Raw genomic sequence first — 17121 nt, 5'->3', positions numbered from 1 at the left:
CCCGCGACGCTGTCAGCTGCCCGAGGCCGTCAGGCCCTGGGCCTTCATCGCGGAGAGAGTCTTGGACTGTGTGCCGGTCAGCGCATCGGCGAAGGACCCGCCGCCGGAGTTGGCCTTCTTCATCCCGTCGGTGAAGTCCGCCTCGACCTGCGTCATGGTCGGGCCCCACTGCCAGTTGGTGTCGGTGTTGGCGGCGGCTTCCTTGAACACGTCGTAGATGTTCTGGCCGCCGAAGAACTCGGAGGACTGGTTGACGGCCGGAAGTGACAGGGCGTCAGTGGCCGCCGGATAGATGCCGGTGTTCTTGATGAGGTTCTCGGCGCTCTGGGTGTTGCTGCTGAACCAGTCGGCGAACTCGACTGCTTCCTTGGGGTTCTTGCAGCCCTTGAGGACGGCGGTCGACGAGCCGCCGTTGTTGCCGGCGGCCTTGCCGCCTTCTTCCCACTGCGGCATGGGCGCGACGGCCCATTTGCCCGCCGAGGCCTTCAGGTTCTGGGAGAGCAGCGCGTTCGCCCAGACTGCACCGACGTACGAGACGATGTTGCCCTTGTCTGCGTCCGCGATCCACGCAGTGTCCAGCGCGGGCGTGTTCTTGAGGACCTTGGCGTCGTGCAGGTCCTGCCAGTACGCGGCGACCTTGCGGCTCTGCGGGTTGTCGATGCTCACCTGCCATGAGTCGCCCTCGGTGCCGAACCACCGGCCGCCGGCCTGCCAGGTGAGGCCCGCGAAGTCGTACCCGTCGCTGGGCGGGGTGGCGAGATGGACGTCGGGGTCGGCTTTGTGGATGGCCTTGCCGACCTCCGCGAACTGCTTCCAGGTGGTGGGCACCGGCTGCTTGAACTTCTTGAGCACGTCGGCGCGGTAGAACATCGCCTCCGGGCCGGTGTCCAGCGGTATCCCGTACACCTGGTCCTGGACGCTGACTGCCTTCCAGGTCCAGCCGACGTACTTGCCCTTGACGGCGTCGGCGTACTTCGCCACGTTCTCCAGTGCGCCCGCGGCGGCGAAGCTGGGCAGGGACTCGTACCCGACCTGCGCCAGGCACGGGGCGTTGCCCGCCTTCACGGCATTGAGCATCTTGCTGTATCCGCCCGCCGAGCCCGATGCGGTCTTCTGGAAGGTGACCTTGATGTTCGGGTGGGCAGCGTTGAACGCGGCCACCGACTTGTCGTAGCCGGGGGCCCAGCCCCAGAAGGTCAGATTCGCCTTGCCGCCGGACTCGGCCGCGGTCTTGTCCGACCCCGAGTCGGCGGAGCATGCGCTGGTCACGACCAGCGCGGCGGTGGCCAGCAGAGCTCCGGCTCCGCGCACCCAAGCAGATCTCACAGTGGTTCCTTCCTGGCGCCTCGAAGGCGCGGGCGATATGCGGTTCATCAGGGGCGTCGGTCTGTGTCGGCGCAGAGCACCACGAACTCCCGCCGGCCAGGTGATCCAGCCCTGTCGCCCGCCTGTCAGTCCTCGGGTGCCGAGACGACCCACCCGGTGTCAGGACAGATACTAGACTTAGAAGCTAAGCAGTCAAGTGGCTGGCGAAGGGCATTTCGGGGGCGGACTCGGCATCGACTACGACTCGCCTACGGCGGGCTACGCTCGACCGCCCGTCAGGCGATCGGGACGGCGCACCGTTTCATCAATCCGATGTTTCCTCAGAGGGAAAACGATGCTTCCCACCTGATTGCCGCAGTACCCCGTCAACCCCTAGGGTCCGGCTGGTGAGTCATCCGACCTCTGGTCGGGTGTGTCGTGGATCAACGATGAGAAGGCTAGGGGCGGTTCATGTCAATCAAGTACACCCGAAGGTCTGTGCTCGCTGCGGCAGCGGGCGCGGTAGCTGCCTTCCCTGTGATCGCCGGCGGCTCCACGGCTGCGGCCGCCACACCTCTCGGGTCCACCGCGGCCGCGAAGTCCCGGACCGGGCAGCTCCTCTGGTACGAGAGCCCCGCGACCGACTGGGAACGCGAAGCGCTGCCCATCGGCAACGGCGCCCTGGGCGCCAAGGTCTTCGGCGGGGTGGCACGCGACCGGCTCCAGCTCAATGAGAAGTCGCTGTGGACCGGCGGGCCCGGGAGCAAGGAGGGATACGACCACGGAGACTGGCCCGAGCCCCGTCCAAACGCGATCTCCGACGTGCAGAGGATCATCGACGAGAAGGGGGTGATGGACCCCGACGAGGTGTCCAGACGGCTGGGCAATCCGACGTACGGGACCGTGGGCAAGGTCCCCGGCTTCGGCAACTACCAGAATTTCGGGGAACTCACGCTCGAAGTGCCCGGCGCGCCCGCCTCGCCCACATCCTACCGGCGCGGCCTCGACATTTCCGAGGCGCTGGCCTCGGTCTCGTACAGCGACGGCGAAACCCGGTTCACACGCGAGTACTTCGCCAGTCACCCTGGCCAAGTCATCGCGGGGCGGATATCCGCGGACCAGCCCGGCATGGTCTCCTTCACGCTGCGCTTCACCACCGCTCAGGCCGGGACATCGGTGACGGCGACGGACGGGCGGCTGCTCATCACGGGTACGCTCGCCGACAATGGCCTGAAGTACGAGGGCCAGGTCCAGGTCGTCAGCCACGGCGGGACCCGGACCGACGGCAACGGCCTGATCACGGTGACCGGCGCGGACAGCGCCACGTTCGTCTTCTCCGCCGGAACGGACTACGCCGACACCGATCCGGGCTACCGGGGAACCGACCCGCACGCCCGGGTGACGGCCACCGTCGACAGGGCCGCGGCCCAGCCGTACGAGACGTTGCGGGCGGCCCATGTCGATGACCACCGAGGTCTGTTCGACCGGACGAGGCTGGACATCGGCCAGCAGATGCCGGACCTGCCCACGGACAAGCTGCTCAGCGCGTACACCGGCGGCGACTCCCCCGCCGACCGCGCGCTGGAATCCCTCTTCTTCGCCTATGGCCGCTATCTCCTCATAGCCTCCTCACGGCCGGGATCACTGCCCGCGAATCTCCAGGGAGTATGGAACAACTCCAACACCCCTCCCTGGTCTGCGGATTACCACACCAACATCAACGTCCAGATGAACTACTGGCCGGCAGAGCAGACGAATCTCGCGGAAACCGCGGAGCCGTACCAGCGCTTCATCGAGAAACTGCGGGAACCCGGCCGCAGGACAGCTGAGTCGATGTTCGGCACCGAGGGATGGGTCGTCCACCAGAACACCAATTCCTTCGGCTACACCGGCGTCCATGACTGGGCCACTTCCTTCTGGATGCCGGAGGCCAACGGCTGGCTGGTCCAACAGCTTTACGAGCGCTATCTGTTCAACCGGGATACGGACTTCCTGCGGACGAAGGCCTATCCCGCGATGAAGGAGGCGTCCCAGTTCTGGCTGGCCAACCTGCACACCGATCCGCGCGACGGCAAACTGGTGGTGTCGCCCAGCTACTCCCCCGAGCAGGGGCAGTTCACGGCGGGCGCGTCGATCTCCCAGCAGATCGTGTACGACCTGCTCACCAACACCGTTGAGGCGGCCGATGTCCTGGGCATCGACCGGGAGTTCCGCCAAGCGGTCAAGAAGACGCTTGACGGCATGGACCCGGGACTACGGATCGGCTCATGGGGCCAGCTCCAGGAGTGGAAGGCCGACCTCGACGATCCGGACAACACCCACCGGCACGTCTCGCATCTCTTCGCACTGCACCCCGGTCGCCAGATCGAGGCCGGTTCGGCGTACGCGGACGCGGCCCGGGTCTCACTCACCGCGCGCGGCGACGGAGGCACCGGCTGGTCCAAGGCGTGGAAGATAAACTTCTGGGCGCGGCTGGGAGACGGCGACCACGCCGCGAAGATGCTTTCCGAGCAACTGAAGTCCAGCACGCTGCCCAACCTCTGGGACACCCACCCCCCGTTCCAGGTCGACGGCAACTTCGGCGCCACGGCCGGCATCGCGGAGATGCTGCTGCAAAGCCACAGCCGTCACAGCGTCGTGGAGGTGTTGCCCGCGCTCCCGTCGCGCTGGGCAGCGAAGGGTTCCTACGACGGGCTCCGCGCCCGGGGTGACTTCACGCTGGGTGCGACCTGGCGCCAGGGCGCGACGACGGAAATCCGGATCGCGTCCGGCAGCGGCGTCACGGCGAAGCTGAGCAATCCTCTCTTCGCCGGAAAGTTCCGTGTCGAGCAGTCCGACGGGAGACCCGCCGGCCACGCCGTGAACAATGGCGTGCTGACGCTACGGACCCGGGCGGGCCAGCAGTACCGGATCGTGGCTCAGGCCGGCATGACCCTTGAGTTGCCGGGGAACGTCAAGCCCGGCGGGACGGCCACAGCAACGGCCACCCTGCGAGCCATCGGCTCCAAGACGCTGTCCAGCACACGGCTGACGCTCGCGGCGCCGGCCGAATGGACGGTTGCTCCCGCGGCGGTGAGAACCCCGCGCCTGAAGCCGGGCGAGTCGGCCTCTGCGGAGTTCGAGCTCACCGCGCCCAGGGACCGGCAGGGCACGGACACCATCAGTGCCACCGCCCGTACGGACGACTGGCAGGTGTCCGCGAGGCGAGAGCTGCTCGTCTTCGACGCTCCGGAAGTCGGAACGCGCGTGCGGGACGACACCACGCGCGGCGACTGGAAGGGACAGTACGGCGCCGACGGTTGGGAGATCCCGGGGTTCGGGCGCACGAGCCCGAAGGGCGTGGTGCTGGACACCTCACAGGCGGGCGACACCTGGACCTGGGACGGCAACAGCACGGAGGCACGCGCCCTGCAGCATCCGACAGAGGCGACGCGGCGCATCCTGCCGTCCTGGTTCGGCGACACCGTCACGTTCACGGTCGACACCGGAGCCACGGCCCGACGCGTCGCGCTCTATCTCGTCGACGGGGACGGCGTTGCGGGCGGCTACCCGCGCGACGAGGACGTCACGGTCTCGGACGCGACGGGCAGGGTCTACGACACCTTCCGCACCGGCAGGTTCGATCAGGGCTTCTGGGTCTCGTGGTCGGTGAAGGGCCGGGTCACCATCGCCCTCAAGAAGGTGGCCGGCGCCAATGCGGGGGTCAGCGGCATCTTCATGGGGTGACAGCACGCCGACGGTGCACGGCGGTACGCCGCCGTGCACCGTTCGCTGCCGTCAGGGAGTTGTCAGGCGAAGCGGACTCCGAGTCCGCCGTCCACGGCCCAGTCCGCACCGGTGACGAAGGATGCCGCGTCGGAAGCCAGGAAGCACACCACCTCGGCCACCTCCTCGGCGGTGCCGATGCGGCCCAGCGGGTGCACCTCGAGCGCTTTCCGCTCGACGTCGCGGTCGGGGTGCTGGGCGAAGTACTCGTCGACGAGCGCTGTCCTGATGTAGCCGGGACTGACCGCGTTCACACGTACTCCGTGCTTCGCCACGTTCAGGGCCATCGACCGGGTCAGACCCACGAGTCCGGACTTCGCCGCCGCATACGGGTACATGCCGTCGCAGGTGAGCTTCGCATGCAGGGAGGCGATGTTGACGATCGAGCCGCCCCCGCGCTCGATCATGGACGGCAGGGTGTGTTTGGCACAGAGGAAAGCCGCCTTCAGATCGACGTCGAAGACCTGGTCCCATTCCGCCTCGGTCATCGACACAGGGTCCGCGTACACATTGCGTCCCGCGTTGTTGACCAGGACATCGACGCATCCGTACGCGGCGAGGACATCGGCCACCGCCGTCGACAGCGCCTGCCCGTCGGTGACATCCACCTGGGCGAACACCACGCGCCCGCCGTTCGCCGTGAGTTCCTCCCGGAGGGCGATCCCGGCCTTCTCCTCCAGGTCGAAGAACGCCACGGCCGCACCTTCGCGTACGGCGGTCTCCACAATGGCCCGGCCGATGCCGCGAGACCCTCCCGTCACCAGGACCACTCGATCCGTCAACCGGCCCATACCCGCTCCTCCATGGTCGAGGCTGCGCCCGCAGCCGTGCGGCCCAGTCGCCATGAGGCACCGAACCGCGAACGCTTGACAGCTTAGCTGCTATATAGGCACGCTGCTGCTGCCGTCGCCTCGCGCAGCAGCAGGCAGAGACCCCAAGAGCCAAAGGTGCGAACCGTTGACCTCACGTTATGTGCTCCGCCTCCAGGTGGATCCCGCCGACGACCCGCAGGCGGTCGGTGACCGGCTGCTGGCCATGGCCCGTACCGCACGCGCCGAAGAGATCTGCGTCTTCCTCTTCGGCATGGAGTTCAACGACGGACATGACAGCCTCGACCGGATCGACCACTGGCTGACCGCCACCCGCCCGTGGCGGAGTCGACTGCGCGCCGAGGGGATCGCGGTCAGCCTCAACCCCGGTCACACCGTGGGCCACAGCGACTGGGCGCGCTCACCCAAGGCCGATCAGCCCTGGCAGCCGATGACGGACCAGCACGGGACGGCCGCGGCCGTCCAGGTGTGCCCGCTGGATCCCGGCTGGCGCGAGTACTACGCCGAGACCCTGTGCCGCTACGCCGCGGAGGACGTCGACGCGGTGTGGATCGAGGACGATATACGGCTGCACAACCATCAGCCGCTCGACTGGGGAGGCTGCTTCTGCGCCCTGCACCTCGCCGAGTTCACCCGCCGCACCGGTATCGAGACCGACCGGGAGCAGTTGGTCGCGGCATGCACGGCTCCGGGCGAGCCGCACCCCTGGCGCGAACGGTGGCTGGACTTCTGGGACACGACCCAGCGCGAGCTGCTCGCCTCCTGGGGGAGATCCTCGGCAACCGGCTCGGCTTGATGTCCTCGCGCACCGACCAGCACGCCGCCGAGGGCCGCGACTGGTCGGCATGGCTCGACCTGCCAGGGCTGCACCGGCCGCATTTCTGGGGATACTCCGACGTAAGCGGGGCCGACCTGCCGCATGCCGCTCTGCAACTCGATATGCAGCGCACCGTACAGTCCGCGTCGGCCATCAGCCTTCCGGAGATCGAATGCTGGCCCTACGGCCAGTGGAACAAGTCCTTCCGCCAGACGGCCGCCCAGATGTCCATGGCCCACATCCTGGGCTGTGACGGCTTGGCCATCAGCCTGTACGACTTCCTCGGCAACCACCCGGACGACGAACCACGCCGCGCCACCTTCCTGGCCGAGTGGCGGGACACCTTCGACTGGCTCTCCGAGACATTTCCCAAGACCCTGCGCACCGTCGGTATCGGCCTTCCCTGGTCGCCGAGGACCGGCCGACGGGTGCACACGTCACGCACGGGCTGGCAGTCCCTCGTGGTGCCGCACGGCGCCTGGGTCGGTCTGCTCAACGCTGCCGGCCACGCCGTCACCGGACGTGGTGGCGCTACGGTCAACGCCCTGTCCGGGGAGTCTGCCTGGGCCTACGACGACGCGGAACTGCGCAGCTGGCTGAGCGGTGGCCTGCTGTTGGACTCGGTGGCCGCACGGATCCTCTTCGAGCGCGGGTACGGCCCGCTCATCGGCCTGACCGGGGCCCGTTCCGGCCCCGAAGGGTACATACGTGAGATATGTACCGACCCCGGATTCGCACTGCGGCCGGGCTGCAGCATCTCGATCGATGTGGAGAGCTACTCCCAGGCGGCACTACTGGCCGCCGAGCCGGCGCCGGACGCCCGGGTGGCGAGCGTGGTCCATGACCAGCTCGGCCGGGAGACGGGAGTCGGTCTGGTTCTGTACGACAACGAACTGGGCGGCCGGGTGGCCGTCACACCGTGGCCCGCCCACACTCCGGGCCGGACACTGATGAACCCGCAGCGCGAGGCACAGCTCGGTTCCGTACTTGACTGGCTCTCGGGCGGTACGCACGCCCGCGCGACGGGCTGCCCATGGCTGGTCACTCAAGTGCTGACCGACGGTGCGCACTGGCGCGTGGTGGTGTGGAACGCGTCCCCGGACGAGGCGGACGGCTTCCGGGTCAGGCTGCCCAAGGGCATGCCTGAGCCGGACTCCGTCATCCAGGTGACGGCCCGCGGAGAGCGCCTCGACGCAGACTGGTCGCACGGCCGGCCGCTGCTCTCGCGCCCGCTCGGTCAGTGGGAGTACGTGGTGTTGAGCAGCGACGTGTAAGAGCACGTGCAACGCCCGGGCAAGGGCCGGCGTCGGAGTCATCCGGCGCCGGCCCTTGCCCCGTTCCGTCAGGTAAGTGCGACGCCGGCTACTCCTGCGTGAGCACGTTCAGTTCGGCCGCGCCTGCCCACGGCTGGCCGTTGACCGAGCTGAGGGCGACGAGCTTGATGAATTGGGCGGTGCGTCCGCCGAGCGTGACGGTCTGTTCGTCGGCGCTGTCGGGCCAGGCGCCCTTCGCGACAGGCTGGCCCCAGTTCTGGCCGTCGGCCGAGAGGTAGACCTCGTACTCCTTGATCCGGTCGTTGGTCTGGTCCTGGCGAGGCAGGTACTTGAACTCCTTGAGGGTGTACGAGTCGCCCAGGTCGAGCGTGATGTGGTGCGGGTAGTTCGGGGACGACGCCGACCACGCGGTCCCCCACCAGGTGGCGGGGTCCCCGTCAAGTGCGTTGGTGGCCGGGGTGTTCTCGCCCTCGGTCTCCTGGCTGTCGACGTCCACGACCTTGATCCGGTCCTGCGGTACGTAGTTGGGCGGCACGGTGCCGACCTGGACGGCGGCCCCGGCCGACGACTTCTTCTCACCCGCGGTGTAGGACGCCTTGGCGTTCAGGGTGAAGCTTCCGGCGGGGATGCCGGGCTTCGGGGTGACGTTCCACGTCACCTTGCCGGTGGCGCCGGGTGCGACGGAGGCGAGCGTGTCCGAGGTCTCGGGCTGCGCGGTCCAGCCCTCGGGGACGGCCAGTTCGGTCTTCACCCCGGTGGCGGCGATTCGCTCGCCGTTGGTGAAGGCCACATCCACCTTGTTGGGCGTGCCCGGCGTGAGCTTGCCCGACTTCGGCTGAACGGCGAGCGTCGCACAGGATGCGGCTTCGTCGGTCTCGCCCAGGTCGGTCACGGTGAAGTCGTCGATGATGAAGTCGGACTGGTCGAGGGCCGAGCCGACCTTGCGGATGCCGACGTAGTAGTCACCGCAGTCGCCGGCGGTGAACTCGTGGTCGTAGCGTGCGGTGGTGCGCTGCTGACCGAAGAGGATCTGTTCCGTCTCCGTGGTCTTGGCACCGGTCGCGTTTAGCTGGTCGTAGCCCGTGGACAGGGCGTACTGGCCCGCGAACGCGTTCTGGTAGTCGAAGGAGACCTTGTAGCGGTGCCCCGGCTCGAACCGTACGGTCTGCGGGATCGTCCGGTAGACGAGCTGTGCGCCCTCCTCGTGGGATTTCAGCGAGTGGTCGCCGTCGATGGTCTGGTCGGTGAGCTGGCCGTTCCAGCCGGCATTGGTGTACGGGGCGTGCTTCTCGGAGCGCACGGTACGGATGTTCCCGGGCTCGGTCTGCACGAACGGGCCCCAGCCCTGTTCGTTGTCCTCGAAGTCCCAGTGCGCGACGGTGCCGGCCTTCTCGGACTTGGTGGTCTCCACGACACGCACGTCATCGAGCTTGACCTCCGCGTCACCCGCGTCAGCCGCAACCTTCAGCTGCGCCGTCTCAGCCTTGGCGGTGAAGCGAACGGTGATCCGCTGGAAGTAGGTGCCGCCCTTCTCGTCGATGCCGACGGCGTCCTTGGCCGTGGAGCGGTCGATCCAGTTCTCGGCACCGCCCGCGGCGAGCGTGACCTTGCGGGTCCTGCCGGGCTGGACCTGGGCCCAGACCGAGGCGGCGTAGCGCTTGCCCCGGGTCAGGTCGCGCAGCGTCGTGGTCAGGCCGGTCCCCGTACCGGAGCCAGGGACGACCGCCTCGTACTGGCCGAGCGCATTGCGCTTGACGGAGGCGGGGCCGTCAGTCTGCCAGCCCTTGAGCGTACCGGAGTTGAAGCCGGGGTCGGTGACATGGGAGCCCTGGCCGAAGGCAGCCTGCTGGGGCTTCTTGGTGTCGTTGCGGTAGAGGACGTAGGGCTGCCCCTTCTCCGCCTCGATGGTGACCTTGCCGTCCTGGACGGGGAGCGCACCAACCTTGACCCGGCCCTGGTCGGTCAGCTTGTACAGGGTGACCGAGTCCTCGTTCTTCCACTGCTTGGGCACCGGCCAGGTGCTGGTGCCGCCGGCCGGGTTCCAGTGGTAGGCCTTGCTGCCGGTCCAGGGGAGCAGATACGCACTGCCGTCCTGCACCTTGTCGCTGCCGACGAAGACCTGGCGGGTGCCGGAGGCGTCGGTGACGCGAACACCTCCGGTGAGCTTCACCTCATGGTCGGTCCACTCGGTGATCTGCTGCTTCTGAAGGAACTTGGCGGGGAGATTGCGGTTCCAGATGTTGGCGTAGAACGCCGTCCAGTCGTTCTGGTTGCCCCAGCCCTCCCACTCCTTGATGTTCGCGGAGCCGAGCAGCGGGTTGTCGATCCAGACGTCCTTCTCGCCGTTGCGGATGAAGCGGATGACCTTGGAGTTGATGCCGCGGTTGGCATCGCCGCCGTAGCTCGGCTCATTCGCCCAGTGCGACCAGAGGGAGGAGCGCTCCATCTTGTCGCCCCACTCGGTGCCGAGCTGCCAGCCCTGCTTGCGCAGCTCGGTCTGAAGTCGGTCCGACTTCCAGCCGTGGCTGTAATAGACGTCCATATAAAGGAACTTGAGGTTGGGGTCGGTCTCGTCGCGCAGTTGCTGAAAGCGCTTGGCGATGTCACCACTGGTGAGGTCGCGTCGTTGGTCTATGTAGTAGGACTGACCGAGCCAGTCCCAGCCCTCGGCTTTCGGGTCGACCAGCTTGTCGCTGAAGGCCTTGGCCTCCGGGTACGCCTCGGTGGAGTTGACGTGGACGCCGAAGGACGCCCCCCACTTCTTGCCCTCCTTCGCCAGGACGTTGAGGTCGGCGAGACCGCCTGCGCGAGTGTTGTAGTTGCCGCCGTAGTCGGGGTGGGCGGAGTCGTGTCCCTCCTGCGCGTATCCCTTGAGGATGGCGAGCTGACCCAGGCCGTCCGTGGCGAGCGAGATCCGCTTGACGTTGTCGAGGGTCTTCAGGAAGGGGTTGCTCGCGTAGCTGGCGAAGTTGAACGGGATGTGCGTGACGACCCGGTCCGGAGTCTCGTCGGAGCCCTTGGCCTTGACTTCGATCGAGCGGAAGGCGATGGCGCCGTCCTGCCAGTCGACCTTGTCATCGGTGTTGCGGTCGCCGGTCACGACGATCTTCGCCCAAGGCAGCTCCTCGGTGAAGGGTGACCCCTTGGCCCGGTAGGTCCACTGGCCGCTGGAGACGCCGACCTCGCTGGTTCCGGCAGTCTTGACAGCCTGACGCTGCACCCGGGTGTTCTCGCTGGAGGCCTCGTCCTGCACGGAGTTGGTCTCGATCGCGGCGGCCAGCCGGTCCGTGTTGACGATCGCGTACGCCGACCCTTGTGGCGTCACGTCGGCGGGGGTGTCGCCCGTGACACGGGTGAAGGTGTCGCCCTTGCCGTTCTTGTCGGGATCGACGCGGGCCGCCGTGACATGCGCGCCGGGCTGGTCTCCGCGTACGGACAGGAGATTGTGGCCGGGAATGCTGATCGTCGAGACCCGGAACGCCTCGGTGTCGGTGATCTTGTCGATCCGGAAGGTGACCTGGGAACCGTCCACCGCGATGTGCGCGTCGATGCGCAGGCCGTCCAGGCCGGGGAACGTGAGCCGATAGCGGACGGTCGAGCCGTCGACCGTCGCCACGCCTTCGGCCCGGTAGGACGTTCCGTTGAGAACCACCGAGTCCATTGCCTCGGCACGACCGTCGAGGACGGCGCCGGTGGCCCGGTCCGTGTAGTCGACGATGTAAGGGAATTGGGCACCGGTCCGCACCCGCAGGCTGCTGGACTCGATGACGGGTGAGGCTCCGGTCGCGTTCGTCGTGCTCGCGGAGTCGGTGGCTGCAGTGGCCTGCGTGGCGACGGCAGGCGACACCGTCAACACGGCCGCCAGGAAGAGACCCGCTCGTGAGAATCTTTGCATGGACACTACTTAGCAGTTAAGCAGTTATGTTGCCAGCGGTCCGACCGTATGGATTTCTCCGCCCGCCCGACTGCCAACGTCCACAGCAACGACCTGGACGCACCGTAGGCGCTGGTCAGCTATCTGCCTAGCTGCTAAGTTGCTGATCGTGGACACCGAAGAGAACCTGCGCAGCCGTGAGTGGTTCGGCGGCGACATCAAGAACGGCTTCATCGCCCGACACCACCTGCGAGCCACCGGACTCGGCTCGTGGGCCTTCGACGGACGCCCCGTCGTCGGCATCTGCCAGTCCGCCTCCGATCTCACACCGTGCAACCGGCATTTGACCGGGGTGGCTGACGCGGTCCGGCGAGGCATCCTCCGGGCGGGTGGCGTACCGCTGGAATTTCCCGTGTTCTCCCCGGGAGAGCCCTTCTTGCGGCCGTCCTCGATGATGTACCGCAATCTGATGGCCATCGACGTCGAGGAGGCGTTGCGGGCCAACCCGCTCGACGCCTGCGTCCTGCTGACCGGTTGCGACAAGACCACGCCGGCGGCCCTGATGGGCGCTGCCAGCGCCGACTTGCCGTCGATCGTTCTGACCGGCGGTCCCATGCTCAACGGACGTTTCCGCGGCAAGGCCGTCGGCTCGGGCACCGACATCTGGCGGATGACCGAGGAACTGCGGGCCGGACGCATCGAGGAGGAGGAGTTCACCGAGTTCGAGTCCTGCCTGAACCGCTCGGCCGGGCACTGCATGACCATGGGCACCGCCTCCACCATGGCCTGCCTCGCGGAAGCGCTCGGCATGATGCTGCCCGGCGGCGCCGCGCTGCCGGCCGTCGACGCACGTCGCACCGTGCTAGCCGAGGAGACCGGGGCACGCGCCGTCGAGATGGCCCGGGCAGGGCTGCGCCCTTCGCAGATCATGACCCGCGAGGCCTTCGAGAACGCCGTCGTGGTCAACGCCGCGATCGGCGGCTCCACCAACGCCGTGCTGCACCTGCTCGCGATCGCGGGCCGGGTCGGCGTTCCGCTCGGCCTCGACGAATTCGACCTGCTGGCCCGGGATGTGCCACTCCTGGTCGACCTGATGCCCAGCGGACGATTCCTGATGGAGGAGTTCGCCTACGCGGGCGGTGTACCCGCCCTCGTCACCCGTATCACCGGAATGCTGCACTCGTCCCCGATCACCGTCTCCGGCAAGCCTCTTGTCGAGGAATGCGCCGGCGCCGAGGTGCACGACGACGCGGTCATCCGTCCGCTCACCGACCCCGTGCAGAAGGCCGGCAGCGGCATCGCGGTACTGCGCGGCACCCTGGCTCCCGGCGGAGCGGTGGTGAAGCAGTCCGCGGCCTCGCCCAACCTGCTGGTCCACGAAGGCCCCGCGTTGGTATTCGACTCCCTGGAGGAGTACACGGCCGTCATCGACGACCCCGAACTCGACGTCACCGCCGACACCGTGCTGGTGGTCCGTGGCATGGGGCCGCGCGGTTATCCCGGGATGCCGGAGTCGGGCAACCTGCCGCTCCCCCGCAAGCTCCTCGAAGCCGGTGTCTCCGACCTCGTTCGGATCAGCGACGCCCGGATGAGCGGCACCGCTTACGGTGCCTGCGTGCTGCACGTGGCCCCCGAGGCCGCCGTCGGAGGCCCGCTCGCGCTGGTACGCACCGGCGACCGGATCCTCTTCGACGTACCCGCGCGCCGTCTCGACCTGCTGGTCGATCCGCAGGAACTGGAGGCTCGACGGGCTGCCTGGACCCACCCGGCACCCGCCGCCGAACGTGGCTGGACCAAACTGCACATCGACCATGTCCTCCAGGCGGACCAGGGCGTGGACCTGGACTTCCTGACCGGTTCCAGCGGTGACGCCGTGCCCAGGAAGGCGTTCTGACATGATCAGCGGAGTCATCCCGGTCCTGGAAGTCCCCTACCACGACGACGGATCGCTCGATCTGCCCGGCTTCGACCGGGTGGTGGACGCGGTGCTCGGCACCGGTGTCACCTCGGTGATGTTCCCCGGGTACGCATCTGAGTTCCACAAACTCACCACCGCCGAACGAGATCAGCTCACCGACCGGCTACTCGGCGCGACCATCGGTGTGCCCGGCTTCACCACGATCGTCTCGGTAGCGGACCACGCCACTCTCGTCGCCGTCGCGGCCGCACGTCGCGCGGCCGAACGCGGTGCGGGCGCGATCAACCTGCTGCCGCCCTATCTGCTCGGCCCGTCCCGGGACGCCGTTCTCGCACACCTGGCCGCCGTCCTGGACGCCGTCGCGCCGCTCCCGGTCGTCCTGCAATACGCCCCCGCCCAGACCGGCACCAGCCTGGACGCCGCCGCGATCGACACGCTCGCCGCCGCACATCCCAATCTCGGCCACGTCAAGGTGGAGTCCGCCCCGCCGGGTCGGCTGATCAGCGCCCTGAAGCTCCCATCCCTGGTCGGCTACGCGGGTCTCCAACTGCCCGACGCACTACGCCGCGGAGCGGTCGGTGTACAGCCCGGTTGCTCGTTCACCGAGATCTACCAGGAGGTCTGGCGCCGATGGACGTCCGGTGACCAGCCGTCCGCGCTCGCCCTGCACGGGGTGCTGCTCCCCTACCTCTCGTACTGGATGCAGCACGTCGAGCTGATCATTGCCGCCGAGAAGGCGATCTCGGTACGCAGGGGCTGGTTCGCCTCCGACTACTGCCGGGCACCGGGCTGGACGCTGGATGCCGAGGAGCGCGCCATGGTGGACCGTTTCATGACCGAGTTCGAGGAGCACCTGCCGTGCCCGAAGTAATCACCTTCGGCGAAGCGATGGTTGTCCTCCACGGTCCCCCCGGCGTGCCGTTGGCCGAGGCGACCGGGTTCACCCGGAGCGTGGCGGGCGCGGAGGCCAACGTAGCGGTGGGGCTCGCGCGACTGGGCCACGAGGCCGCCTGGTTCGGCCGGACCGGCGACGACGCCTTCGGCGATGTCGTTCTGCGCACGCTGCGCGGCGAGGGCGTGGACGTCTCACGCGCCACCCTGGATCCGAAGGCCCCGACGGGACTTCTCGTACGCGACTGCCTCAGCAGCCGGCGCATCTCGGTGGCGTACTACCGGGCCGGCTCGGCCGGCAGCGGGCTGGACCCCACGGACGTGGACACCCCGTGGCTGGCCGGCGCCCGGCTGTTGCACATCACCGGCATCACCCCCGCGCTGTCCGACTCGGCCCGCGAAGCAACCCACCGGGCGGTGGACGCCGCCCGTGCTGCCGGAGTGACCGTCAGTTTCGACCCCAACATCCGGCTCAAGCTGGCCGGTCCGGAGCGCTGGTGCGAACTGCTGCGGCCCTTGGCCGGCTCCGCCGACCTGGTGCTGACCGGTGAGGACGAGGCCGAACTCGTCAGCGGGCGCACCAAAGAGGCAGCGGTCGACTGGTTCCTGGAGCAGGGGCGGAACTGGTCGTGGTCAAGCGCGGGGCCCTCGGTGCGACGGCCACCGACGGCACATCGCACTGGGAGATCCCCGTGTGGCCCGTGACCGCGGTGGACCCGGTCGGCGCAGGGGACGCCTTCGACGCCGGGTTCCTGTCCGGCCGACTGCGCGGGCTGGATGTCCCGCAATCGCTGGGCCTGGCGGCCCGGGTGGCCGCCATGGTGGTGGCCTCGCCCGGCGACCTGCCGGGCCTGCCACGCCTTGCCGAGCTCTCAGGGCTCGGCGATGCGGACCGTTGAGCGCGACGCGTGAGCGCCGATCACCAGGGGCACCGGTGTCACGGCACCAAGGAACGACAGGAGATGCGGACATGTACCGCTGGCAAGTGATGGAGCGGTTGGCGCGGCGCGGTGTCATGGGCATCGTACGGGCCAGCAACGCCCAGGCGGCGGAGAAGGCCGCACTGCAGGTGGTGGACAACGGACTCGATGTCGTCGAGATCTCACTCACCACTCCCGGTGCGCTGACAGCGATCACCCAGGTGGTGGCGGCCAGGCCAGATGCGGTGATCGGAGCGGGCACCGTACTGGACGAGGCGTCCGCCCGGCTGGCGGCGCTTGCCGGTGCGCGCTTCCTGGTGTGCCCCTCGCTGCATCCCGCAGTACTCGCCTGCGGGCACCGCTACGGGCTCGCCGTCCTTCCCGGTGTGGCGAGCGCCACCGAGATCGTGACGGCCCTCGAGGCGGGGGCGGACGCGGTGAAACTGTTCCCGGCCCGTGCGTTCACCCCAGGTGTGCTGCGCGATCTGCTCCAGGCGCTCCCGCAGGCCCCGATCGTACCCACCGGTGGTGTGGACGCCGCCTCGGCGCCGGAGTGGGTCGCGGCCGGAGCGATCGCGGTCGGCATGGGTGGCGCCCTCGCTTCGGGCGGTGCCGAAACCGTGTGCGACCTGCTGGAATCCGTCGCCGATGCGCGCCTGCCGTCCGAGAGGGTCGGCTGACCGGCCGCCTCCCTACGTTCACATCAGCCAGGACCGCGCGCGAGGACACCGAGCCGAAACGGGCCATGCACCCGGCGATAGGCTGGAGTGCCTAGCAGTTACCTTGAAGGAGTCCCGACGTGGCAGTGCGCCGCACCACGCTGTTCGATCAGGTCGCGAGCGAGATCATCACCCTGATCGAGGAGAGGGGACTCAAGCCGGGCGACGACGTACCCCCGGAGGGCGAGCTCGCCGCCCGGTTCGGGGTCAACCGGCTTGCGGTGCGCGAGGCGATCCGGGCGCTGGCCGCTCGGGAGATCCTGGTCTCCAGCCAGGGACGGCCGGCCCGGGTCAATGTTCCGACGGCTCGAGTCTTCGGCCAGATCCTGGGGTTCCGGCTGCGCCAGCAGTCGCTGGTCTTCGACGACGTGCTGGACGCCCGCGGTGCGATCGAGGGGGCATTGGCCTCGCGTGCCGCGGTGCGGGTGAGCATGGGCGAGGCCACTACGGACGCCGCGGCCGCCCTGTTGGACGACATGGCGCAAGCCACCGCCGACCGTGAACGGTTCGTGGCGCTCGACCTCGCGTTCCATCACGAGATCGCCAGGATGGCGGACAACGGAATTCTGGAACTGGTGCTGGAGTCGCTCTCGGACGTCCTCGCTGCGCACCGGCTGGCGAGTTACGAGGGGCGCTCCCGTCGCGGCGACAGCCAGCAGGCGACCATCACCGCCCATCGCGGAATCCTGGACGCCATCGCGGCGGGGGATCCGCAGGAGGCCGTCGCAGCTATGGCGGCGCACCTCAGTGAGACCGGCGAGGACCTGGGCGCCCCGCTCTGAGAACAGACTCTGCCGCAGCATCTGAG

At 68.4% G+C, this 17121-nt stretch carries 12 protein-coding genes and 1 pseudogene; 10 read left to right on the top strand and 3 right to left on the bottom strand.

All coding sequences use genetic code 11. The features are described 5' to 3' along the window. Positions 1-12 precede the first annotated feature (12 nt). Entirely contained in the window at positions 13-1326 is a 1314-nt protein-coding gene (locus LNW71_RS32840) for an extracellular solute-binding protein (protein ID WP_250971499.1), read from the bottom strand. A gap of 450 nt (positions 1327-1776) precedes the next feature. On the opposite strand from LNW71_RS32840, the pseudogene LNW71_RS32835 reads away from it, so the two are divergent. Further along, a pseudogene (locus LNW71_RS32835) lies at positions 1777-4230 on the top strand (glycoside hydrolase N-terminal domain-containing protein); the annotation flags it as partial. A 3-nt stretch (positions 4231-4233) separates the two neighbouring features. Then, the gene (locus LNW71_RS32830; RefSeq protein WP_250972237.1) at positions 4234-5031 is read left to right on the top strand and encodes an NEW3 domain-containing protein; all 798 of its coding nucleotides are present in this window, start codon (positions 4234-4236) and stop codon (positions 5029-5031) included. A 62-nt stretch (positions 5032-5093) separates the two neighbouring features. Here the strand turns inward: LNW71_RS32830 and LNW71_RS32825 are convergent, their stop codons facing one another. Further along, positions 5094-5861 (bottom strand): glucose 1-dehydrogenase, encoded by a 768-nt coding sequence (locus tag LNW71_RS32825; protein ID WP_250971498.1) that lies wholly within the window; start codon positions 5859-5861, stop codon positions 5094-5096. Positions 5862-6027: 166 nt separating this feature from the next. Here LNW71_RS32825 and LNW71_RS32820 point away from each other — a divergent pair, with 166 nt between their 5' ends. Further along, positions 6028-6696 carry a hypothetical protein gene (locus LNW71_RS32820; RefSeq protein WP_250971497.1) on the top strand — a complete coding sequence of 223 codons (669 nt, stop codon included), beginning with the start codon at positions 6028-6030 and terminating at the stop codon, positions 6694-6696. Beyond that, positions 6696-7991: a hypothetical protein gene (locus LNW71_RS32815; protein ID WP_250971496.1), complete on the top strand. Its 1296-nt coding sequence runs from the start codon at positions 6696-6698 to the stop codon at positions 7989-7991. Before LNW71_RS32820 ends, LNW71_RS32815 begins: the two co-directional genes overlap by 1 nt. Before the next feature lie 88 nt (positions 7992-8079). Here the strand turns inward: LNW71_RS32815 and LNW71_RS32810 are convergent, their stop codons facing one another. Then, positions 8080-11886: an endo-alpha-N-acetylgalactosaminidase family protein gene (locus tag LNW71_RS32810; protein WP_250971495.1), complete on the bottom strand. Its 3807-nt coding sequence runs from the start codon at positions 11884-11886 to the stop codon at positions 8080-8082. 145 nt (positions 11887-12031) lie between these two features. On the opposite strand from LNW71_RS32810, the gene LNW71_RS32805 reads away from it, so the two are divergent. The 6 genes from LNW71_RS32805 (at position 12032) to LNW71_RS32780 (ending at position 17095) form a co-directional block, all read left to right on the top strand. Then, a complete protein-coding gene (locus LNW71_RS32805) occupies positions 12032-13759 on the top strand; it encodes an IlvD/Edd family dehydratase (protein ID WP_374119544.1) in 1728 nt (575 codons plus the stop codon). Between the two features lies 1 nt (position 13760). Continuing rightward, on the top strand, positions 13761-14654 hold the full coding sequence (locus LNW71_RS32800; RefSeq protein WP_250971493.1) for a dihydrodipicolinate synthase family protein: 894 nt from the start codon (positions 13761-13763) through the stop codon (positions 14652-14654). Beyond that, positions 14642-15379 (top strand): sugar kinase, encoded by a 738-nt coding sequence (locus LNW71_RS32795; protein ID WP_250971492.1) that lies wholly within the window; start codon positions 14642-14644, stop codon positions 15377-15379. Before LNW71_RS32800 ends, LNW71_RS32795 begins: the two co-directional genes overlap by 13 nt. Then, on the top strand, positions 15304-15573 hold the full coding sequence (locus LNW71_RS32790; RefSeq protein WP_250971491.1) for a PfkB family carbohydrate kinase: 270 nt from the start codon (positions 15304-15306) through the stop codon (positions 15571-15573). Before LNW71_RS32795 ends, LNW71_RS32790 begins: the two co-directional genes overlap by 76 nt. 71 nt (positions 15574-15644) lie before the next feature. After that, positions 15645-16274, top strand: coding sequence for a bifunctional 4-hydroxy-2-oxoglutarate aldolase/2-dehydro-3-deoxy-phosphogluconate aldolase (locus LNW71_RS32785; RefSeq protein WP_250971490.1), 630 nt, complete (start codon positions 15645-15647; stop codon positions 16272-16274). Between the two features lie 119 nt (positions 16275-16393). Next, positions 16394-17095: an FCD domain-containing protein gene (locus LNW71_RS32780; RefSeq protein ID WP_250971489.1), complete on the top strand. Its 702-nt coding sequence runs from the start codon at positions 16394-16396 to the stop codon at positions 17093-17095. The last annotated feature ends 26 nt before the right edge of the window (positions 17096-17121 follow it).

The organism is Streptomyces sp. RKAG290, from assembly GCF_023701695.1.
Classification (GTDB): Bacteria; Actinomycetota; Actinomycetes; order Streptomycetales; family Streptomycetaceae; genus Streptomyces.
This window is presented reverse-complemented; position numbering and strand designations above follow the sequence as displayed.